20 protein-coding genes and 1 tRNA gene are annotated in these 23,513 nt (G+C 34.6%); 2 read left to right on the forward strand and 19 right to left on the reverse strand.

Features of this window, described 5'->3' with window-relative positions; all coding sequences use genetic code 11:
* Positions 1-376 precede the first annotated feature (376 nt).
* Positions 377-1,714, forward strand: coding sequence for a glycoside hydrolase family 113 (locus UH1x_RS02120; protein ID WP_482624737.1), 1,338 nt, complete (start codon positions 377-379; stop codon positions 1,712-1,714).
* A 633-nt stretch (positions 1,715-2,347) separates the two neighbouring features.
* Here the strand turns inward: UH1x_RS02120 and UH1x_RS02125 are convergent.
* From UH1x_RS02125 to UH1x_RS02200, 16 genes are all read right to left on the reverse strand, one after another.
* A complete protein-coding gene (locus UH1x_RS02125; protein WP_482624738.1) occupies positions 2,348-3,451 on the reverse strand; it encodes a hypothetical protein in 1,104 nt (367 codons plus the stop codon).
* Between the two features lie 14 nt (positions 3,452-3,465).
* Positions 3,466-4,122 carry an ATPase gene (locus UH1x_RS02130; protein ID WP_299801197.1) on the reverse strand — a complete coding sequence of 219 codons (657 nt, stop codon included), beginning with the start codon at positions 4,120-4,122 and terminating at the stop codon, positions 3,466-3,468.
* Positions 4,106-4,777 carry a hypothetical protein gene (locus UH1x_RS02135; protein WP_482624740.1) on the reverse strand — a complete coding sequence of 224 codons (672 nt, stop codon included), beginning with the start codon at positions 4,775-4,777 and terminating at the stop codon, positions 4,106-4,108. The genes UH1x_RS02130 and UH1x_RS02135 overlap by 17 nt, the downstream gene beginning before the upstream one ends.
* Positions 4,774-5,064, reverse strand: a complete 291-nt coding sequence (locus tag UH1x_RS02140) for a helix-turn-helix domain-containing protein (RefSeq protein WP_482624742.1) — start codon at positions 5,062-5,064, stop codon at positions 4,774-4,776. Before UH1x_RS02140 ends, UH1x_RS02135 begins: the two co-directional genes overlap by 4 nt.
* A 311-nt stretch (positions 5,065-5,375) precedes the next feature.
* The gene (locus tag UH1x_RS02145; protein ID WP_482624744.1) at positions 5,376-6,212 is read right to left on the reverse strand and encodes an RteC domain-containing protein; all 837 of its coding nucleotides are present in this window, start codon (positions 6,210-6,212) and stop codon (positions 5,376-5,378) included.
* Positions 6,213-6,436: 224 nt separating this feature from the next.
* Positions 6,437-7,228: a response regulator transcription factor gene (locus UH1x_RS02150; RefSeq protein WP_482624746.1), complete on the reverse strand. Its 792-nt coding sequence runs from the start codon at positions 7,226-7,228 to the stop codon at positions 6,437-6,439.
* 135 nt (positions 7,229-7,363) lie between these two features.
* Entirely contained in the window at positions 7,364-7,855 is a 492-nt protein-coding gene (locus UH1x_RS02155) for an asparaginase domain-containing protein (protein ID WP_482624748.1), read from the reverse strand.
* Positions 7,856-8,100: 245 nt separating this feature from the next.
* Complete coding sequence (locus UH1x_RS02160) at positions 8,101-9,354, reverse strand: site-specific integrase (protein WP_482624750.1); 1,254 nt, start codon at positions 9,352-9,354, stop codon at positions 8,101-8,103.
* Between the two features lie 224 nt (positions 9,355-9,578).
* Positions 9,579-9,652 (reverse strand) — tRNA-Pro (locus tag UH1x_RS02165).
* 174 nt (positions 9,653-9,826) lie between these two features.
* A complete protein-coding gene (locus UH1x_RS02170) occupies positions 9,827-10,738 on the reverse strand; it encodes an alpha/beta hydrolase (RefSeq protein WP_482624752.1) in 912 nt (303 codons plus the stop codon).
* Positions 10,739-10,753: 15 nt separating this feature from the next.
* Entirely contained in the window at positions 10,754-11,485 is a 732-nt protein-coding gene (locus UH1x_RS02175) for a M15 family metallopeptidase (protein ID WP_482624754.1), read from the reverse strand.
* Positions 11,486-11,527: 42 nt separating this feature from the next.
* On the reverse strand, positions 11,528-12,868 hold the full coding sequence (locus UH1x_RS02180) for a hypothetical protein (RefSeq protein ID WP_482624756.1): 1,341 nt from the start codon (positions 12,866-12,868) through the stop codon (positions 11,528-11,530).
* A 341-nt stretch (positions 12,869-13,209) separates the two neighbouring features.
* On the reverse strand, positions 13,210-14,031 hold the full coding sequence (locus UH1x_RS02185) for a sugar phosphate isomerase/epimerase family protein (protein ID WP_482624758.1): 822 nt from the start codon (positions 14,029-14,031) through the stop codon (positions 13,210-13,212).
* A 10-nt stretch (positions 14,032-14,041) separates the two neighbouring features.
* On the reverse strand, positions 14,042-14,764 hold the full coding sequence (locus UH1x_RS02190; RefSeq protein WP_482624760.1) for a gluconate 2-dehydrogenase subunit 3 family protein: 723 nt from the start codon (positions 14,762-14,764) through the stop codon (positions 14,042-14,044).
* A gap of 4 nt (positions 14,765-14,768) precedes the next feature.
* A complete protein-coding gene (locus UH1x_RS02195) occupies positions 14,769-16,490 on the reverse strand; it encodes a GMC family oxidoreductase (protein WP_482624762.1) in 1,722 nt (573 codons plus the stop codon).
* A gap of 130 nt (positions 16,491-16,620) precedes the next feature.
* Complete coding sequence (locus UH1x_RS02200) at positions 16,621-18,000, reverse strand: sialate O-acetylesterase (RefSeq protein WP_482624763.1); 1,380 nt, start codon at positions 17,998-18,000, stop codon at positions 16,621-16,623.
* A 143-nt stretch (positions 18,001-18,143) separates the two neighbouring features.
* Here UH1x_RS02200 and UH1x_RS02205 point away from each other — a divergent pair, with 143 nt between their 5' ends.
* Positions 18,144-19,517 carry a Gfo/Idh/MocA family protein gene (locus UH1x_RS02205; RefSeq protein WP_482624765.1) on the forward strand — a complete coding sequence of 458 codons (1,374 nt, stop codon included), beginning with the start codon at positions 18,144-18,146 and terminating at the stop codon, positions 19,515-19,517.
* 1 nt (position 19,518) lies between these two features.
* On the opposite strand, the gene UH1x_RS02210 is transcribed toward UH1x_RS02205, so the two are convergent.
* The 3 genes from UH1x_RS02210 to UH1x_RS02220 form a co-directional block, all read right to left on the reverse strand.
* Positions 19,519-20,535 (reverse strand): LacI family DNA-binding transcriptional regulator, encoded by a 1,017-nt coding sequence (locus UH1x_RS02210; RefSeq protein ID WP_482624767.1) that lies wholly within the window; start codon positions 20,533-20,535, stop codon positions 19,519-19,521.
* Between the two features lie 151 nt (positions 20,536-20,686).
* Positions 20,687-22,003: a xylose isomerase gene (xylA, locus tag UH1x_RS02215; protein WP_482624768.1), complete on the reverse strand. Its 1,317-nt coding sequence runs from the start codon at positions 22,001-22,003 to the stop codon at positions 20,687-20,689.
* Positions 22,004-22,013: 10 nt separating this feature from the next.
* A complete protein-coding gene (locus tag UH1x_RS02220) occupies positions 22,014-23,501 on the reverse strand; it encodes a xylulokinase (protein ID WP_482624769.1) in 1,488 nt (495 codons plus the stop codon).
* Between the last annotated feature and the right edge of the window lie 12 nt (positions 23,502-23,513).

Below are 23,513 nucleotides of genomic sequence, written 5' to 3' on the forward strand. Positions count from 1 at the left end.
TTGTCAAAAAATAGTAAAAACTTTAATGGCAAAATATGGATTAAATCTGAAACAGATAAAAGTAATACGTTTCTATTTACGCTAATCTCAAAATAAATAAATTCTAAGTTTAGAAATCAACCACAATACCAATGTTAGTAATACTCATATCTTTCCCTATTTCATTTAAAAAATTCCTTGAATTGTAGTTTTTAATTTAGTGATTAAATGAATCGTATTCATAAAAACGGGAGCTAAAAATAGGATAAGTTTTATTCTAGAAGTTGCTATAAATTTCATTACAAAAACACTACAATTCAAAAAACAAATTATGAATTAAAAAAGGAACTGTAACTTTTCACATCGACAAGCGTCATACTAATAAATCATTCAAACATTGAAAAAAGAAATTAAATCCTTTTTAATAGTATACCTTTTTACTTGGATATTTACATTTCTATTGTTTTTACTAAATCTATTAGACCCACAAGTAACATTTAAAGCTTTTTGGGAGAATTATGTGCAAATTATATCAAGTACTTCAGGTTTCACTTTTCTACATATCATCATTTTTCTCTTTTATATAATTTTTTTAATTACTCAATATTTTATTAGAGTTTATAGAAAAAAAGGATTAAAGACTTTTACCGAACGATTTACTTTTCGTTTGGCTACTCCCATTCTATTGATTATAGTTTTAATAAAATCACTTCTATACATCAACAATAATGAAGATTTTGATTACCAATGGAATTATGCTGTAGAGAATAAAACAGATACTGTACAAGATTTATATGCTATTGATGGAAAGCATCGAGGAATGGGCGTGTATGACTTTGGTAGAAGCAATAGAACAACCTATAATGAATTGATTAAAACGAATATTGAATGGGTTCAAATCTTGCCTTATTTCTATCAAGAAAGTGAAACGACAAATGAGATTCAGAATATCAAAGAATTGGGTGTCTGGTCTCGAAGAGATTCAGCATTTATTAAAAGTATTCAGCAATTACATACTCAAAATATACGTGTACAATTAAAACCGCATCTATGGATGTCTTCTGGTTGGCGTTCAAACATCAATTTTGACAATGAAGAAGATTGGAATTTTTGGTTTGAATCTTACAGAAAAACCATATTACATTATGCTATATTGGCCGAAAAAACAAAGACAGAGCTTTATTGTATCGGAACCGAATTGAGAAGTTCAGTAAGACATCAGCCTGAGAAGTGGAAAACACTTATTAAAGAGATCAAGCAAATTTATTCTGGAGAATTGACATATGCAGCTAATTGGGATGATAATTTCGATAATATTGATTTTTGGGATGAACTAGATTACATAGGAATTCAAGGATATTTTCCATTGACTGAAGAATCGAATCCAAGTTTAGTATCAATTCAAAAAGGGTGGCAATCTCATAAAGAGATGCTACAAAAATTATCTGAAAAGTATAAAAAGAAAATTCTTTTTACAGAAGTTGGTTATAGACCTGATTTAAACGGAACAAAGAAACCTTGGGAATGGGAATCTGTCTTTTGGAGGCGTCTTTTTAAGAAAAAATCAAATAAGACGCAGTATCTGGCTTTTGAAGCTTTGTACAGTGAACTGTGGAAAGAAAAATGGTTCGCTGGAACCTACATTTGGCAATGGAATAACAGCGATTTTGAAATCAAAGGTAGACCTGCTGAGAATTCCGTTGCCAAATGGTATTCTAATATAAATAGTAATTGATTTTCAGATTACTTAACATTTAGTATAGTTTCCATAATATTCAAGTTATTTTTATAATTATCTATAACAAGTTTACATATAACATATGTTCTTTCCACCACTATGTTTATTACAGATAGCACCTTTAGGATCTTACTGAAAACCTGCCTTGAATTCTTATATAAAATTCTTACAAATAAGAATTTTTCAGAAAATTAATGACTTATCTAAAGTCGAAAATAATTACTAGGAAAAAAAAATCTTATACTATTGCACAAGTAATATTTAATAATAATCCTTTCGAAATTTTAAATAAAATTAGAATCCTTAAAAATTAAATATTAGGAATTATTGTATTTTTTTTGGATTAAATCCAAAATAATATTTCAAAATAACGATAATGCCATTCGGCAATTACTGATAGAAATTGGTAAGGTGAGATACGAATGTACATTAGAAAATGCAGGACTGTCAGAAATGAAGCCTATTGGGTTAGATGGTTTTTATGTTGAATGAGACAACAAAAAAGTTACACTTTATTATCGCTATCCTAGTGGTACGATATTTAAATAATGGATGTTTTAGGCTTTTGGGGCGTTCCAAATGATGGTTGGAAAATGACAAGAAAAGAATAACCGAAATGAACATTCAAGCTTAGAATATTTTAGCCCAAAGTAAGGGATGCTCACTAGCCGCATGGTTCTTAGCTATTATTGAAGAATAAAGCTGCCAGTTTGGTTTTTTATCATCCCAAGTACCTTTGCGATTCATGCCTGTATTTTTTATCTTTTTAAACAAGTCTGGACATAACATCAAGTAATCTTTCTGTTTTAAATTCACACCCATACTATATGCACCTAATCTAAAATAGCCAGCATCTTTTCCTGAGTCCACATCAACATTGAATTTTTCATGTTTGGATACGTCCATTAAATCAGTTTCTCGTACTAATAAAGAAAGGCAATCACTATACGATACAGCGTTTAGAGTTCCACATACAACAATGTTTTCTTTCCCTTCTCCTCGCATTTTCGCATAAATTTCAGCAACTCTTTTGGCTTGTACTTTTCGTTCTGCTTCGTTACAAGAAAATTGGTTTGAAATTATATGAACGGTATCTCCGTCGGGAGTAATAATCGAGTATTCTTGGCAATCTATATCGAAAATAGTAAATCCCTCACCATCCAAATCGTGTAGGTGGTTTTTAAAGCCGTCTAGTTTGTATCCATTCTTTAAGAGTATGCCCATACCCAAGCCGTTCGTATTATTGGTCTCAAAAACCATAACTTCCTCATATGGAAGTATTTTCATCGTTGGAAGAAATGAGGTATTGAACTCCATTAAAGAAGCTCTATCCTCTACTTCTTGAAGAATAAGTATATCGGGATTCGTATCACCAATAACGTAGGCCTTGGCAAAAAGTGCTTTATCATTTAAAGGGATGTTCCCAAGCTTTACCCAACCTTCCCAGTCGGATAAAAAAGAAGCTTTTACAGAATTCTCGAAACTCTTATTCTTGTAATATAATTCACCTGATTGCCGTTTTAATATAGCATACGGGACATCATAGGTTTTTTCAAAACCAAGCAAAAAAGACAAGTCGCGTATGCGTGCATCATCATTTGGGTCTTTGTGCAGTTTATTCAATAGTTTGTCGAGTTCAGAAATTAAATCCTTCCCATTTTTCTTATTTAAATTCTCGAATAATTGCCTATTTCTATGAAAGAGGTTTTGAATATTGAACGTTGCGATTTTCATAAGTATATTAAATTTTAGTTTCTTTTATCTTTTGCGTCCTTTTTGAAAGCTATCAAGTTGGCCATTTCCCGCATTCTACTTCGCACCCTTTTACCATAGCGTTCTTCAATTTCATCTGCATTTAAATTGGTTGTTCCATGGGTTTTCGTTCCATGTTTTAGAAACAGCTCATGCCTTGAAAGCAGAATTTCTCCAATGACATTGCAATCCTTCCCAAAATGCCTTCCAATAGGTTCAACTCCTATATCATCAAAACAGTAAAAACCATTATTCCCATAGTCCTCGATAATCTTGTATCCGATATTGTTGAAACCAAAAGTGATATTTCGTGCAGGAATTATTTCATAAGACCGCTTATGGGGAACTAAATGCCGTATAAGCTTCATCAAACTCGTTTTACCGCATCCGACAGGACCACTAAGGAGAATACTTTTGTCAACATCAATTTCAAATTTTTCGCATGCTTCAGCATCTCCTATCATATACAAACACAATCTGTATACTATATCCATATTTTCTTCCCAGATATGAAATTTCTTACCATACAAAAGTTTCCCTTTTGCATTTAGATAAATGATCATTTTTGAGAAATCATAGTTCATCTTCTTCCCGTCAAATTCCCCTAGGGAATAGACAACGCCGCCTTCGGTAATTTTAGAGGGGTTCGCCATAGTTCTTTTGATTATTCGTCTGAAGATGATCGTTAGTTTGAGCGACTATCTTCAGAACTGGATTTTTTCTTATTTCATTTGCTTTTAACATCCAGTTTTCTGCAATGGCAGTCCAATTTTCGATTTGGACTTTTCCACCAATCTTCCACCCTACCCCTTGGTAATGGTTGTAAAATTTAGAAGCATCCATAGATGCCCAGTTTTTGCTTTTAAAAAAATTTAATACTTCAAGTTCATTTTTTGGCTTTCTCTTTTCAGAGAGTTTAGATTGTTTGTGGTGTTTATTATATAAGGAGAGTGGTACATGTATAGGACAGTAACGTTGCATAAGTGTACCAGTAAGTCCTGTTTCTGTACTACCACTAGTACAGAATTGAGACATTTTGACCATTGTTTTTTGATTAGGGCTTTGCGTTGGTAAATATTGAATGTATTCCCATTCTGCCAGGTCTTTAACCAAACGATGATATGTAGATCGTGAACCAATTTTGGCCATCTTCATAAGTTCAATACGATTTGCATAAAATGCATCAGGAAAATGATGAAGGTTCCAATAAAAAAAGAGTGCTAAATACAAGCTGATATGACCGGTATGCAAACGAGAATCCTTGTAAAATTCGTGAAGAGCGGCATTTAAATGTTTTATGTAGTTCATGTATCCTTTTCCTCGTTTAAAACCACATTTTCTAATAAAATCCTATCGATTTCCGAAGCATCGTAGAAAATGATACCCTCTAACTTGTGGCCCCTGATTATCTTTTTCTTTCTCAGATTGTGAAGGGTTCCAGTGCTTATTTTCAGTTTCTCTTTTACTTCAACCGATCTAAGCCAATTAATTGGCATCGGCTTGTTATTGAGTTTGAAAAGAATCTCTGCTATTTCCTCTAGCAATTCAATTTTAAAATCTCGTAAATCGTCAGTTGTGATGATACTTGTTGGCATGTTTTTCGTTTTTTAAAATCCCACCGCTGGATTATAGTTTTTAAGAGCGATGGGATTACAGCAATTTGACTTTTCGAAAACAAATTTGAGCAGGTTTAATTGATTTTGTTCACCAGTACGACCAGAGTACGGTGAAAATTTAACATTTGAAGTTTTGTGCTGTTTTGTTCTATTTTGACATCACAATTGCTATTGTTATTGCTTGAGCAGAAAATCGATTAATCTTGACCAATTAGAGCTGATTTATGATATAACCAGAGGTCAACCAGAGTACGGTGAAAAAAATCAATAGATAAAGGGGTTGTAGTAATTTATTCTTCGGCATTATCCATATGAGATTGTAGGCCAGAGGCCAAATCATTTAAAAACTTGGTTCGGCTGATTTTTCTCGACTTAATTTCAGAAAATATTTTATAGAAATCACCCAAATCAGAATGAAAAACCTGTTGCATAGCCAAGGCTATTTCTTTTATGTCGGTGTTTCCATTATTAATCACTTTATTGTAATGAAGAGCATAAATCAATTCTGTAAGTGCCGACTTAGTAGCTGTCCATTTAAGACTGATTTGCGTATTTAAGTCGAAAGGTTTTCCTATTGCGATTTTAGACTGGTCAATCATTCTGTTTTGCAAATACGATAAAAATGAGTTAAACCCCATAAATTCTGCCAATAGCATATCTTTTGGCGTGTTAAATTCTGGGTCGTGAAAATAGAAATGTGGGGAAACTATTGGGAAAGAATTTAAATATTTTCTAGTAAAATACTGTTCGTCAAAATGTGTCCTTCCTGACTCTATATATTCACCAAAGTCCATATGCTGGTGATAGAAACGATTTAATCTGTTTAACCGTTTTTTAATGAATTTGCGCTGAGTGTTAGTATTACCTTTAGGGAACTCCAACTCGAAAGATCGTATTTGAGAATGGTAGATAAGTTTAGCCGATGGCACAGTTTTGATGGTCTTAAAAAACGCTATCTCCTTATCGATGGACTCAAATCCATCTTTTACAACACTTTTCCTTAAAAGACTAAGTAAGGTATGACTGAGACGAATGGCATTGTTAGCGCGCTTAATAGGGTTAGAAATCATAAGGTTCGCCTCCTTTAAATCGTTCTGTAGGCCATCGATAAAGGGTTTAAAGTCCATAGCGTATCTTGTTACAATTTTTTTCAAAATGTATAGAGAGGTCGACTAGGTAAGCTTATGTTACAGTTTGATAGGGGTCACTTTCTACACTTAGTTTTTATGGCAAAATCAAATAATCATTTCAATTTATAAAACACCACTATAACTCCCAATAATTCGATACGTATTTCACTACGGGATACCCCGTATTTTTCCTACGGATTTTAAAATAGAGACATAATCTGTTATTTTTTAGAAATAAAACGGGTTTCAAACTCAGCTCTACTTTTCACATTCATCTTTTTGAAGATATTTGATGCGTGTTTAGAAACTGTACTTTCTGCAATGCAAAAATCATCTCCTATTACTTTATATGTTCTCCTATCTAAGATTGACATCGTAATTTCAATTTCCCTTCTAGTTAAACCTTTATTGAGAAATTTTGGTTTTAGAAATTTTTCTTGATTATCCTGATAAAACAAAAGCACTTGATCAAGTTTACTTTTATGCTCCAAGAGATATAGGTAACGATCTATTTCTATTGCTGTGATTGTATAAAAAGCTAGGTTTATTACAGAAAAGGTCAACCATTGATAATCCCCAATAACAGTTAGGATTGGCAAAATAGCTATGCAAGTAATGGTTAGTAAAGAAAGTTTGTTACGCCTTACAATATGAGTATTCGCGTTAGGGAGATTAGAGATACGTCTAGAAAATGCCCAACAAATATAAAGGCAAATTGCAGATACAGGAATCGAGAAATAAACACGACCCAAGTCAATAGAATTTGTAAAGAAATAAGGTGTTAAAAACAAAATAACAAAACATCCGACGACATAATAAGCAATATTGGTTACCGTTAAATGAAATTTCAAAAAGACAATATCATATTCATTATACAGATATTGCACTACATAAACACACATAGCTATAGCAACACCATAAGTAATAATATACTGCAAAATGAATGGGCCAGGGAAATTATTAATGGGAAGCAGTCCACCGGTTAAATTATAAAAGATAAATAATAAACCCAAAACTATAAACCTATTCAGGTTGTTATGCCGAATTCTTTTAGATTGGAATATAGCAAAGAGCACAATAAAGACATCTACCAAAAGGTAGAAGAACGTTGTCCAATGTAACGATGTTCCAAACATATTTTTCCTGCATTAGTGATCTCTTTCAAATTGACTAGCGATACTATTTTTCTTTACATTCTTCCATGAGAAGACTTGACCGTTCATAGCAATGTAAACACCAACATCTAAAGTTTGAAGGGCATGTATTGCATATCCAAGATTAAAAGATGCGTCTGAATTCTCCGCTGACCCCAAAATAAACGATCCTACCAATACAACTACCTTATCTAAATTATGACCGCCAAGAAACTGAGAAGTTTCAATCATAGTTAGCGTTCCGTGGGTAATTAATATTTTGTCTTCTTGTGAGTTTACTATTTTGCTAACTATTAGTGCTCTGTCCTCATTACTTATAAACCGACTGTCTTTCTGGAAGGCAAAATCAAATACATATTCAAAAGAGACATTGGAAGCTTCCAAAAACCCTCTTAAATCCACATTCACTTCTTGGAGTCTATCGTCCTCATTTTCAAATTCTAAACCCTCGATAGTTCCGCCTGTTGTGATTATTCTTATTTTCATAAAATGCCCTTAATAATAGCGAAGGTAAAAACCATGAGCTATTAAAACGTATTAAACAAAGCACTTTAAAACCAATAAAACTTACTACTGTGAAACCTTACAACAGAGAGATATGCCAATGTAAATTAGCATAATGGTAGGAAGATTAGGTTAGTGTGCTTATTCTAAAATACAAAAAAATCCTACAAAAACTATCGATTACGCATTTTTGTAGGACTTAAATATTTAAAATGAGATATTCCTATTTACGTAGCTTCCCTCAATTTTTCGCTACTTAATTTTAGTATACTTTTTAGAACAGCCACATCATTACTGATTTTCTGTTCTAATACTCTTGCATAAATCTGAGTAGTAGAAAGCTTTGTATGACCTAACAATTTCGATACAGTTTCTATAGGAACACCATTTGCTAAAGTTATCGTTGTAGCGAATGTGTGTCGTGCAACATGAAAAGAAACGTTCTTCTCAATTCTGCATTTAGCTACTAATATTTTTAAATATTCATTGGATTTTTGATTAGAGTATACTGGTAAAACAGAACCATTTTTTTTAGCAAGTATACATTCCGAATATCTAGTAATAATTGCTTTCGCCTCATCTAAGAGTGGGACTTTAACCGTTGTATTACCTTTCTTTCGTCTAATAAATATCCATTCCGCCCCATCTATTCCAAGCACAATTTGCTTTGGTTTCAAAAGCTTTACATCAATATAACTTAAACCGGTATAACAGGCAAAAACGAAAACATCCCTGACCCTTTTCATTCCAATGTCGAACAATGGCAGTTCTTGAATTTTCTTCAATTCTTCAATTGTCAAAAAAGGTCTGTCAAACGGCACAAAACTTAATCTATAACGACTAAATGGATCTTTTATAAGCCATTCAAAATCCAATGCTATATTAATCATCTTGTGAAAACGCTCCATATGCTTCATAACGCCGTTATTGGTTAATGGTTTGGATTTTAGAAGAGGCGCAGCCGTTCTTAGGAAATACTCGAAATTAACTACAAAATGATAATCCACTTGAACTAAGAATATATTTGACGTTTTAAATTCCTTTTCAATAAAGCGTTGTAGATACTTTTCTGTGGCTTTATAATTCTTAGAAGTTCCAGATTCAAGCTTAATAGTCTCTTTTTCCCTGTGGTATTTAAGCAAATCCATCAGAGTCTTAGAATTTTCATCCTCGCCTAGATAGCGAAATTTAATTGCTTGGGCAGTAATCAGCTTATGCTCTAAAGAAAGCTGTTTGTGGCATTCCAAAAAATCTGAATACGCACCATCGAGGTAATCGTTGATTGATGTTGCTCCAGAGATACGTGGATTTACTCTTCCGAATTCCGAACGCCAATGTTCCAGAAATGTACTTCTCTTCATGCTAACATCGGCTCGAACACCGTCAACGGTAATCCGAGCATATATAGGCATAGCCCCATTCTTTTTTATTGACTTCTTTTTAAGCCAAAAGTGTAAACTAAAAGTTTTTGAAGTTTTCATAACTCTCGTTTTTAAAGATTATTAAATCAGTTAAACGAAAGTCAAATCGCTGTGAAAAATCTATTGCGATATAATATTAGTCAAAAATATCAATAAAAAATAGGACACCGATTAGGACACCTACATATATGGTTTCAAAACTATTCAAATGAAACCAAGGGATTTTTAAATCCTTGGTATTCATATGATTAATATAATTTTGGTATCATTTGACACCCTTTTTGTCGGGATGACAGGATTTGAACCTGCGACCACTCGACCCCCAGCCGAGTGCGCTACCGGACTGCGCTACATCCCGAAAATTTAATGGAAGAAAATCTCCCTGATTTTATATAGTTTTTCAACTGCCTAAGATCCGCTGTAGTGCAGTTTATCCTGAGCATAATCGAAGTGCTAAATCCCGAAAATTCCGATTGCAAAAATAGAGAAGTTCTATAAATTAAAATCTATCTTTTCCTAAAACTTAAATTAGTTATCTCAACGAAACTATCCAATCTATCATTCTATCTCCCCAATCTTTCAAATGCTCATCATGCAAACCTAATCCGAATCCGTGACCGCCTTTTGGGTAAATATGCATCGTTGCAGAAATACCTTTGTCTTTTACCGCTTTATAGAATAATAAGCTATTTTCTACAGGTACTACGGTATCATCTGTGGCATGGAGTAAAAAAGTTGGTGGTGTTTGTGCTGTAACTTGTTTTTCATTCGAAAAATACTCTACCATATCAATCATAGGGTTCTCGCCTATTAAATTATTCTTTGAACCTTGGTGTGTCACTTCACCAAATGATATTACTGGATACCCTAACGCCATAAAATCTGGTCGTGCACTTCCTTCATCTATACCATCAACTGGCTCATAAACCTTTTCATTAAAATGGGTACCTAAAGTAGATGCTAAATGCCCGCCAGCTGAAAACCCAATTATTCCAATCTTATCAGAGTTTACATTAAATTGTTCTGCGTTAGCACGAACAAGCCTTACCGCTCTTTGAGCATCTATAAGTGGCACGTACTTTTTGTCGGTCTGTGATACATCTGACGGCAAACGATATTTTACCACTATCCCGGCAATACCATTGCTATTCAAAAATTTTGCAATATCCGTACCTTCCCAATCATAGGCTAAAATTCCATATCCGCCACCAGGAAAAATTAAAACTGCTTCTCCTGTTGCATCTCGTTTTGATGGTAAATACACCTCAATAGTAGGGACTTGAACTTTACTAATTCGTAAAATTTCATTTTGTTCATGTACTTCCTTTTCTAAGCTCTTTATCTGGTTAGGAATTTTATCTTTTGGCCATAATTGCATAATGGTATCTTGCGCAGCGGCATCACCCATAACAATCAGCATTAACATCAATAGTGTGTTTTTCATATGTAGTCTACTAGGTTATTCGCAATCCCATTTAAAGTTGGCTATAGGGTCATGCGATGCTCCTTGTAAATTATAGTGCCACCACTCTGTTCTGGTGGACCAAAACCCATGTTTTTCCATGGTTTCCTTAAGTAACTTTCTGTTATCTAAAATTTCCTGAGGTAAGTCAAAATTATCGTGATATGCGCGTTTACCAAAAAAATCAAAATCCGACGGCATTTTCACTTCATCACCATCTAGTGTAACCAAAGTAATATCTACTGCTCCACCCTTATTATGAATAGAGCCTTTTACAGGGTTTGCTACGTATTGCGGATTAGGAACAATTTTCCACATTTTATACTGTACGGAATTAGGTCTGTAACAGTCGTAAAATTTAATTTTTACGCCGTGCTTTTTAAATTCTTCATTTGCTTTTAATAATGCCTTTACCGTTTTTGCTCTTGTATAGCATTCACCACAATCGTATACCTGCTCTTTCAAGAAATTATTATCTGTAGCATATCTTAAGTCATACGCAAAGCCATCGCTATAGTCTGCTAAACGAACGAATGTAGTATCTGCAACTCCTTCTAAGCTTTTAAATACAGGTTTCTCTACTTTAGGTTCTATTATGGAATCTATTACAGTTTCTAAAATTTGCTTTGTATTGGCAGTTGTACTTGTATCTTTTGTTTCTTCTTTACACCCAACACTAAACATAAAAATTGACAATATCAATACTCCTAAAAATCTAATCTTAAACATGTTCTAATTTTATTTAGGTTTCAAGATACAGATTTTTAACTATTAATTATCTGGAGGAAAAAGGACTATTGTTTCTAAAATATCTGGTTGATTATTAGAAGAATCTAAAATATTATCTAATAAACTTTGGTAAGTTCTTCCTTGAATTTCAAGGGAAATGGAATATAAATTTATTTTATCTAAAAAAAGATTTGAATATTTTTCAATAATTTCTTCTGGTAGTTTACCTACTGTATGTATCTTTTTATTTGTAGTGTTTACCGTCCAATCGGTGTAAACATAACTTCCATCTTGAAAATTTTCTTCGTATTTCCAATTACTTCCTGACCTAATAAAACTTATATCTGTATCAAAACTAAAGTCATAAACAGTTTGGTTTTTCACCGAGAAAGTAGGTTTTTCCAAAATTCTAATTTTCTCTAAAGGCAATTGACTTTTTTCATAATATCGATAAGCATATCCGCTATTCATGGTAAGATGAAAAGAAGTTGTATAATAGTCAAAACCTGGAATATAACCAATTCGGGACATTTCAGGTGAACTAAAATCAAGCTCAACTACCATTTCAAATTTATTGCCAAATTCACTCTTAGTTTCGAAACCTCTAGATACACTAAACAAGTATGAATTCTCAGGTAATTGTGTTTCCAAAGTACTTGTGAAATTCTGATAATCATTATAGTCTAAAACTAATTCATCAGTTGTTTCATCAACTTCGAAAAAAATATATTTCTGACTTCCTTCATTATCTCCAATATAAAATAAATAATTATTGTTGGGGGTAAGTTCAATATTTTCGAGGATTATTTCATCTGAGTCAATTGGATTGTAATTTGCGGTCACCACACGTTGTTCGCCATAAATATTATATTTCTTTACACCAGGAATATTCGTTACGGTAATTGAATAGGATTTACTTTTAGAACTATTAATTTCTAGCTTTTTGTTATTATAATCACTTTTCAAGTTATCCATTGCACCATTAAATTCAAAATCAGAATGGGTTGCAAAACTCCAGTCCATACCGATAGGAATATCGGTATAAGTTTGTAATCTGTTAATAGTCGAATTATTATTCTGAGATAATGTAAGTGAAGTTATTACTAAACTCTCAGTTGCAATAAGAGTAGTATCAAGAGCGGTAAACACTAAAACATCGTCTTTTTCATAAGCTTGATAATCTAATAACTTTCCATTTTGATTGTGAATAACCAACCAATTGTCTGATTCCGAAGTTTCAATATAAGAATTAGGCTTATAGGTAAAATATGTTATTTCATTTGACAACTCTAATTCAGGACTTATTTGATTTGTCTCTTCAATTTTGTCACAATTTGTAAAAATCAATACTAATAGAACCGATATATATTTAATTATTTTCATCTTTGAAATATTGATTTTTTATTTAATATTAATCCATTATGATTTTCCTAAGGATTAAAAATACCCAAATGGATTCATTGATAAAGAATAACGTAGTATGCATGATAACTATTGTAACCACAAGATTCTTACTTCAATAATTATATTATAATCTTTTGCAGAAATAACAAAACAGAGCTAACCTAAATAACTATATTAGAATTATTAAAAATGAGAATTCTACTTATTCTTTCTACTACTTGCTATTGTTTTTTTAGTATGTTTTTCTAAAAACTAGATAAATAAAAAAACCTCCTATTCAATTAAAAATAGAAGGTTTTGCATTCAAGTTGGTAGTTGGTTTACTTCAAGGTTTTTAAATACGTCAAGCTCTTTGGAACTTGGGTCACCACATTTTTAGATTCATCTTCTATAAACATGTATTCAATACCTAATTTTTTAGCTTCGGCAACTATGCCGGCAATATCTATTTGTCCTGTTCCCAAGACAACATTGGTATCATCTTCTTCATGACCGGTATTATTACCTTCAATACCTTTTTCCATATCCTTTAAATGTAACAGCGTAATTTTCTTAGGATATTTCTTCATTAACGCCAACGGATCTGCACCACCATGTTGTGCCCAGAATACATCTAGTTCAAAAGTAAAGTCCTTAGCATTCTGTGCCATATAGTCAAACAATGTTCCATTTTTATATGGTCTAAATTCATACCCATGCGGATGATAAGCCAATACGAGTCCGTTCTGTTTTAGAATTTTGCCGGCTTTATTGAAGACTTCCGTGGCATGTTTGGTTTCTTCTAAATCCCATTTGTTATCATCATGAGGTACCCATGCACACATTACATATTTAGCCCCAAAATCTTTGGCATTTTTTATGACCTTGTCTACATCATTCTCCAAGTCCTCGAACCCAGCACCTACACTCACCACCTCTAAATCATTTTCATCTAGTAAAGCTTTAAAATCTTCTAATGGCATATCATAGGTTTCGCCACCTTCAATTTTGGTTATTCCCCACTCATTAATCAATCCTAGGGTATTAGAAACATCCATTTTAAATTGATTTCTAAGGCTATATAACTGTAAACCTACCTCTTGGGCTTGCGCTAAAAAACCACTACCCAAAAGGATAGTGGCAATCATTATTTTTTTTATCATCATTTATCAATTACGTAAGTAAATTTCCTTCGTCATCCCACTCTGCCTTAACATTACGCTGACTTTGGTCTACGCACTTGGCTATCCATTCTGGGTCATAAGCAACACCGTGTTGGTCTAATACATCTTGCGGCACACCATCCCAAACGTTTGGTGAATTTCCCTTATAACCTAAATCCGCAATACCAACTTTAGAAGTATAGTACCCTGTAACGGTCAAACCGCGCATGGTATAGAAAAACTGAATTTCCAGTGGTTGCTCGCTTAAAGGCTTCTCTGTATCATGCCAGCAAATTTCATCGCAAATCTGTTTTTTCTGCTCTAAGGTGGCGGACTTAAATTCAGTACCAAATTCAGTATTACTCTTATGATCCAACCACATTAGTCCTCCTAATAGTATAGGAGCCATTTCTGGAATATCTTTACCCATAAATTCTACAAGCGAGGGCACTTCTGCCTCTATAGGACCACCATGTGGCTCTTTTGGAGGTAATATCACTACACTTAAAGCTGCAATAGTTTCAATCTCATGCTCGTTGAACAATTGTTCTGCATTTAACTTTTCTATACGTTCTAATTCTGCCGGTGTTCTACCAAAATACTTTTCGCTACTCGATACTATATCTTGATCTACAGATTCTCCATTTTCAGTCTTACATGAATTGAAGACTAGCCCAGATGTTGCCGCAGCACCACCGAGAATTAAAGTTTGTAAACTCTTTCTTCTATCCATCATCCTAAATATTTTGTGCCTTTAATTGTTCAATGATATAATCTGATGCTCTCCAAGAAAGCGCCATGATCGTCCAGGTACAGTTCTTATCTGCTTGAGAAACAAAAACTCCTGCATCTACTATAAATACATTGTCCGCATCATGTAACTGCTGAAACTTATTGGTAACCGATGTCTTAGGATCATCTCCCATTCTAGTGGTACCTACCTCGTGAATAATCTCACCTGGTTTGTTTAATCCGTAATCTTTATCTTTACCTGGCTTTTCACCTAAATAATGACCACCCATATTATGAATAATCTCTTCAAAGGTATCTTGCATGTGCTTCGCCTGATTTACCTCGTATTCTGAATGCTTATAGTTAAATTTCAAAACAGGAATACCAAATTGATCTACGGTCGTAGGGTCGATTTCACAGTAATTGTCCTTATAAGCAATCGCTTCGCCACGACCACCAAATCCTATTACAGAACCGTAATATTTCTTTACATCATCACGTAAGCTATCTCCATACCCTCCTGATTTTAATCCGAAGTATTGGTTCATGGCATTCGGGTCCCAACCAAAACCGTAGTTTGGCTGACCCATACCACCCCAAACTTCTATGTGATATCCTCTGGGGAAATTTAATTTAGAATTATCTCCCCACCATGGTGAGTAAACGTGCATACCACCTACACCATCTTCATTATATGAAGTCTTTCTATTCATTAAACCAGGTATTACACCCGACGCACTTGATCCTGTTGAATCATGTAAATACCTACCAACAAGGTTACTACTATTTCCTAATCCGTTAGGGTGTTGCTTACTTTTAGAGTTTAAGAGTATACGTGCAGAACTACATGCAGATGCAGCCAGCACGACCACTTTACCTCTTAGTGTATATTCTTTTCTATCTTCTTTGTTAATGTACGATACACCTGTAGCCTTACCTTCTTCGTTGGTAAGAACCTCACGTACCATTGAATTGACAAATAGTTTTACTTGACCGCCACTCTTTTGAGCGGGAAAGATCAAACAACTACCTGCTGAGAAATCAGCATATATTTGACATGATCTGCTACATTGCCCGCAATAAAAGCAAACTCCACGATCTTCGTTGATTCTTTTGGTCAACATTGAAAGTCTCCCGGGAATTACAGGTATGTTCGACTTCTTAGCGCCATTGATATAAAACAGTTCGTGCAATCTTGGTTTCGGGGGAGGAAGAAAAAATCCGTCAGGATCGTTTTCTCTACCTTCATTGGTGCCAAATACACCAATTAACTTGTCTAATTTATCATAATATGGTTTAACATCTTCGTATCCTATTGGCCAATCATCTCCATGACCGTCACGGGATTTCCCTTTAAAGTCTTTTGGTCCGAATCTTAAAGAAATACGTCCCCAGTGATTAGTTCTTCCACCAAGCATTCTTGCTCGCCACCACTTAAATTCAGTGCCTTCTGCATGCGTATATGGCTCTCCTTCTACTTCCCAATCTCCCCAAGACATATCCCATTCACCAAAAGCACGAGTTGTTCCCGCTCCTCTTCTTGGCGAATCATATGGTTGTTTTAGTTGGGTCATGGTTTTTGGATCGGCAGGATCAAAAAATGGACCGGCTTCTACAACAGCTACATTTAAACCTGCATCTGCCAATTGTTTGGTAGCCATACCACCACCAGCTCCTGAACCTACGATGATAACATCAAAGATTTCTGAAGATTCTTTTATTTGCATAATTTGAGATTAGTTGATGATTACAATTTAATTCTTTATTAAAATAAGAGCCTTGTTTTTAGCTGAATAACATGTGTTACTGGACGGACGGATATTTTTTAAGCACCATAGTCCGTTTAAAGCAATTTGGTTATTCACTTACAAAGGTTGAAGCTGGCAATACAGCAGCATTGAACAAAGTTCCTATATCTGTACTTTTAAAAGCATATCGTACACCTGTCGGATTTTTCACTTCTTTTGAGCTTAATATTAATTCTTCATTTTTCAATTTTGCCTTTGCAGGAAACCATTCTCCGGCTGCATTTGAAACTTCAAAAAGTGTTATTTTCTTTCCTTTATTATATAATCCGTCCGCGTTGCTGAAGCTCACTTTTAACTGATTACCGTCTACTTCAAATGATTTGTAAAGCGGACCATAAACTTCTTGATCTTGTAATAATCCGTATTCATTTTTAAGTGCAATATTTGCTAGTCGAAGACCTACATCTTGTTTGTTTAAAGGATGAATGTTTTCGGTCGTACAAATATCACTCGTCATAGCCATACCTGTATTTTTCAACGCCAAAGTTCTTCGCTGCTGGTCGCGTACCATACCACCCGCAAACTCTTGGTTATACTTAAATGGCGCTATTTGCACGTAATAAAACGGAAAATCGTCATTCCATTCTGCTCGCCAAGATGTAATCATTTTACTAAAAAGTTCATGGTAGCTTTCTGCGTTTGCTGTATTGGCTTCGCCTTGATACCAAAGAACACCTGCTATTTTAAACTTGGTTAAAGGTGCCGTCATTCCATTATATAAAGTAGATTTCTCTACCGTCACCCATTTATTAGTCTCAACCTTTTTATGCGCTTCAACCAGTTCTGGGTGTGCTTTGAAAACATTGTCTGGTGTCCAAACCTCAGCGCTTGATGCACCCCATGCGTTATCTATTAATCCTATGGGAATATTTAATTCTTTTTGGACTTTTCTCGCAAAGAAATAGGCAACAGCACTAAAGTCTTGCATGGTTTCAGGTGAACAAGCTACCCAAGTTCCCGCTACATCTTCTTGAGGATATTTAGCTGTTCTTTTCGCAACCGTGAACAATCGGATATTTGGGTAATTGGCATTATCAACTTCAAAATCTCTATTTGCAATTTTACTATTTGCACTCCATTCCATATTACTTTGTCCTGAACAAAGCCACACCTCACCTATTAAGACATCTTTCAAAGTAATTTCATTGCTTTTCCCTTTAAAGATTATTTGAAATGGTCCGCCTGCTTTGGGTGTTTTTACTGAAATCTCCCATTTTGCATCATTGCCTGTTTTGACGTCAACAATCTCATCGTTCCAACTTGTATAAATCGTAATTTCTTCATTAGGATCTGCCCAACCATACAACAACACATCGGTTTCGCGTTGCAATACCATTTCATTAGAGAATATTTTAGGAAGTGTAATTTCAGCCTTGGCAAAAGTTGTCATCACCAAGCACAGCAACATCAAGGTATAGCGCAAATTCATGTAGTCAATACTATTTTGATTTAAATATAATTAAATATGTACCATATTAACAAATTCATAATCAATCAATGCTATTTTTAAAGTATTCGCTATCTTAACTACATTATTTGTCTTGTTTGTAATCTACTTAAACTCAACTTGTCATGCCTAACCAGCCAACATTACTAAAACGTCGAAATTTTATTAAAGCTGCTTCGGCTTCTTTACTATTTACTTCATTACCCGCCTTCGGATTCAAATTTTTCGCGAACGAAAAGCCAAAAAAAGTAGCACTTATTGGCACTGGTTGGTATGGTACCGGTGATGTATTACGTCTTATTCAAGTAGCTAATGTAGAGGTGATTGCGCTGTGTGATGTTGACGCCAATCAATTAAATACTGCGGCACATTTAGTTTCTGAGCGGCAAAAAAATGGTAAAAAACCAAAGCTATATACTGATTACAGAAAAATGCTGAAAAGCAATCAATTAGATATTGTTCTTATTGGCACACCTGATCATTGGCATGCCTTAACCTGTATTGAAGCACTTAAATCTGGAGCTCATGTGTATGTTCAAAAACCCATAAGTGTTGATGTTATGGAAGGTGAGGCTATGGTCGCTGCCGCTAGAAAATACAACAGAGTTGTACAAGTGGGTACTCAACGAAAAAGTACACCGCATTTAATAGAAGCTAAGAAGAAAATTATTGATACGGGTTTACTTGGAAAAATAGGGCATGTAGATATGTGCTGCTATTATCACATGCGTGCAAATGGGAATCCGCCAGAGCAAGAAGTACCCGATTTCTTTGATTATGATATGTGGACAGGTCCCGCACCTATGAGACCTTATGATGGTCTACCACACAAAAGATGGTGGCGTACATTTCGAGAATATGGAAACGGAATTACAGGTGATATGTGTGTACACATGCTAGATACCGTTCGTTGGATGCTAAATTTAGGATGGCCCAAACGTATTAGCTCTGAAGGTGGAATATTTGTTCAGAAGGATGGTAAATCTAACATCTCTGACACACAATCTGCAGTGTTTGAATATGACGGACTTAACTGTAATTGGCAACATAGAACATGGGGAAACCCTAATGATCCGGAATATCCTTGGGCTTTTAAAATCTATGGAGAAAAAGGTGTTCTAAAAGGTGATGTGATGAAGGCTGAATTTGTACCCGTAGATGGCAGTGAATCTATTCTTTTTGATGTTCTTTATGAAAAAAAGAAATACCCTGAAGACTTATCTGAAAAAGACATTGAATTACATGCCGCACCCGCAACTCGTAGGCATATGATAGATTTCTTAAATGCAATTAAAAACAATACAAAACCCGTTGCCGATATTGAAAACGGACACATTTCTACCGCTAGCTGTATTTTGGCAAATTTATCGATGGATTTGAAAAGACCTTTAGTGTATGACCCTCAAAGTAGAACGGTAATAAACGACCCAGAAGCTACTGCATTATTGCAACGAGACTATCGTGGACAATGGGAACACCCACACCCAGATACGATCTAAATTATTGTAGTTTTTTGGTAGAATCCCTTACCAATAAGCTGGTTTTCACAACCTTAGTTTCATATGGCAAACCAGGATTTTTAATTCTGTTTATCAGCAGTTTAGCTGTTTGCTCACCTATATATTTACCATGCTGACTTACCATTGTCAATGACGGAGTTACGTATTTAGATAACTGTCCGTTGGTAAAACCAATGATTGAAATATCATTTGGCACGTTATATCCTCTTGCCTTTACCACTTCTAAAACTTGAACAGCAATGAGTTCATCTATACCTATAATCCCATCTATGGTTTTATAATTCAGTAAAAAGGACATCAATAAATCTAAATCATCTTTAACCGTCAAATTAATAACCAACTTAGGATCAAACGGAATATCTAATTCTTCTAACGCTTTCTTATACCCTAGCAATCTTAATTTACCAACGCTTGAACTAGAAATAGGATTTACTACCGCTATATTTTTACAGCCAATATTAATTAAATGCTTAGTAATTTTATAGCCTGCTTCAAGATCATCTACAACTACTTTATCGCACTGCACATTGTCCGAAACCCTATCAAAAAGCACTACAGGAATATCATTATTGATTACATCAATCAATGCTTCATGCGTGTCTTCATTCTGGCTTTCTTCCGCTAGGGACATAATAACACCATCTACAGTACCGGCATCAAAAAATTCTAGCGTCTTTGTTTCTTTTGCTTTAGACTCGTTACTAATGCAACTAATAATATTATAGCCACTTTCATTTGCCACTTTTTCAATTCCGTATAGCACCTGAACAAAAAAGTAATTTAAAATATTGGGCACAACAACGCCAATGGTCTTTGTGCTTTTGTTCAATAGATTAAGTGCTAACCTATTAGGCTTATAATGCTTTTCTTTTGCGTATGCCTGAATCTTAACCTTTAGGTCATTGCTAATCTCATGACTATCATTTATCGCTTTTGAAACGGTAGAGATAGAAACGCCAAAATGCCCGGCAATATCCTTTAAGGTTACTTTTTTCATAATTTGTACTGCAAAATAACAGATTTAAATTGACATTTAAATTATACATAAAAATGAAAATGTCCCTGAGGTAAAAACCTAGGGACATTTTAATTCCTTATGAATAAATTCTAATACCCAAAAAGCTACGATACTTAAAGGGATAAAATATTTATATGTATTGATTAATGATGTTCTCAAACAACTCTTGCTTACCACTCTGTAATTCTAACTCGCCATTTTCTTTGGCGATATTGTAAAGATCTTTCATATCTAATTTACCGTTTTCAAAATCTTTTCCTTTACCAGAATCAAAAGAACTGTATCTGTTTTCACGTAACTTGTTATATGAAGAGGATTCGATAATTTTATCTGCAGTGATCAAAGCTCTTGCAAAAGTATCAGCACCACCAATATGTGCAAGGAACACGTCTTCTAAGTCTGTACTGTTTCTTCTTATTTTGGCATCGAAGTTTACTCCACCACCTTGTAATCCGCCAGCTGCTAAGAATACCAACATGGCTTCTGTTGTTTCTTGAATGTTATTTGGGAACTGATCGGTATCCCAACCATTTTGATAATCACCACGGTTCGCATCCATACTACCTAGCATACCAGCTTTTGCAGCTACTGCAATTTCATGCTGAAAAGTATGCTGTGCCAATGTTGCATGATTTACTTCAATATTCATTTTAAAATCGTTCTCCAAACCATATTCTTTCAAGAACCCAATTGCAGTAGCACAATCAAAATCATACTGATGCTTCATTGGCTCCATTGGTTTAGGCTCAATAAAGAAATTTCCTTTGAACCCTTGAGCACGTGCATAATCTCTTGCCATTGTCAAGAACTGACCCATATGATCTACTTCGCGACCTAAATCGGTATTCAACAAAGACATATACCCTTCTCTACCGCCCCAGAAAACATAATTCTCACCACCTAAAGCAATTGTAGCATCTAAAGCCAATTTAATTTGTCCGCCTGCTCTTGCCAAGACGTTAAAATCAGGATTGGTAGCAGCACCGTTCATATATCTTGGGTTTGAGAAACAGTTTGCCGTACCCCAAAGTAATTTCTTACCAGATTCTTTTTGCTTTTCTTTTAAGTAGTCAGTAATCGTTGCTAATCTTTTTTCAGATTCTGCAAATGTTGACCCTTCTTGAATTAAATCGAAATCATGAAAACAGTAGTAATCAAAACCGATTTTATCAAAAAATTCAAAAGCGGCATCTGCCTTATCTTTTGCTGCTTGTATAGCATCAGAGGATTTGTCCCATTCAAAACTCTGCGTACCTGGACCAAATGGATCTGAACCTTGTCCACAGAACGTATGCCAGTATGCCGTTGAAAACTTAAAGTGATCACGCATGGTTTTACCAGCCACTACTTGATCCGGATTATAGTATTTAAAAGCTAACGGATTGTCAGATTCTTTGCCCTCAAATTTAATTTTGTCTATTCCTTTAAAATATTCCTTGTTTGCCATTATGTTGATTTTATAAGTTGTTCAATATTAATTCCAATTCCTTTTTCCAAGTTGCATATGCTTCTTGGTATGCTTTTTTATCTTTCTTCGGACTAAATGTCATTACGTAATCATTATCTAAAATTGCCTTACCGAATACCTCAAAATCACCTTTATAGAGATTCGCAGCTCTTGCCGCACCAATTGCCCCAGTAGTATCATAAATTTCAATATCATACCCTATTAAGGTTGCCACAGTATTCGAAAAAATTTCTGAACGAAAAAGATTGTCGTTACCGGCACGCATAACATTCACTTTTATACCGTCTGACTCCATGATCTCCATTCCGTAGACAAATGAAAAAGCAATGCCTTCTAATGCAGAACGACACAAATGACCTTTACCGTGATTATTTAGATTTAGGTTAAGAATTCTTGTACCTACATCTTTGCTTTTCAACATTCTTTCAGCACCATTACCAAAGGGAATCAACGTAACACCATCTGAGCCAATTGGCACTTCATCTGCTAACGTATTCATTTCTTCATACGAAACAACATTAAGATTATTCAATAACCATCTATATTGAATACCCGCTCCATTAATACAAAGTAGTTTGCCAATTCTGGCTGGTTTTCCCGGAGAATAATTTACGTGTGCAAAGTTGTTTACACGAGAGCTTTCTTTTACTGAAAGATTATCTGTTACGGCATATACGACACCAGAGGTACCACCAGTAGCCGCCACTTCACCAGGGTTAAAAACATTTAATGTCAATGCATTATTTGGCTGATCGCCTGCTCGGTATAATATGGGTGTACCCGTTGATAATCCACTTTCTGTTGCCCCTTTTTCATTTACTTTAGATTGTACTGAAAAAGTATCTACGATATCAGGAATCATTTCTTTATCCAAACCATACTCATCTAATACCAAATCAGCAATTGTATCCTTTTTAAAATCCCAAAAAATACCTTCTGATAAACCAGATACGGTTGTATTTACCACACCAGATAATTTATAGGCGATGTAATCTCCAGGAAGCATCATCTTATAAATCTGCGCGTAAATCTCGGGCTCATTTTCTTTGACCCACTTTAATTTAGAAGCCGTAAAGTTTGAAGGTGAATTTAGAAGATGCGTATCACAAGTTTCTGCACCTATTTCCTCATAGGCTGTTTGACCAATGCCTACCGCCCTACTATCACACCAAATTATAGATTTTCTTAGGGCATTTCCTTCTTTATCAATAAGCACTAGACCGTGCATTTGATATGATATTCCGATACCTGAAATATCAGATTTGTTAATATTTTCTTGTTCACATAATTTCTCAATACCGCTACAAACGTAGCGCCACCAATCTCCTGGACTTTGCTCTGCCCAGCCATTTTTCACAGCTTCCATAGACATTTCTGTCTCTGGCTCTGTTACTACTCCAACACTTTTTCCTGTTGAAGCATTTACCAAAGCAATCTTAATAGATGAACTTCCGATATCTAATCCTAAATGGTACATAAATAGTATAAA

The organism is Maribacter sp. UH1, assembly GCF_056839145.1.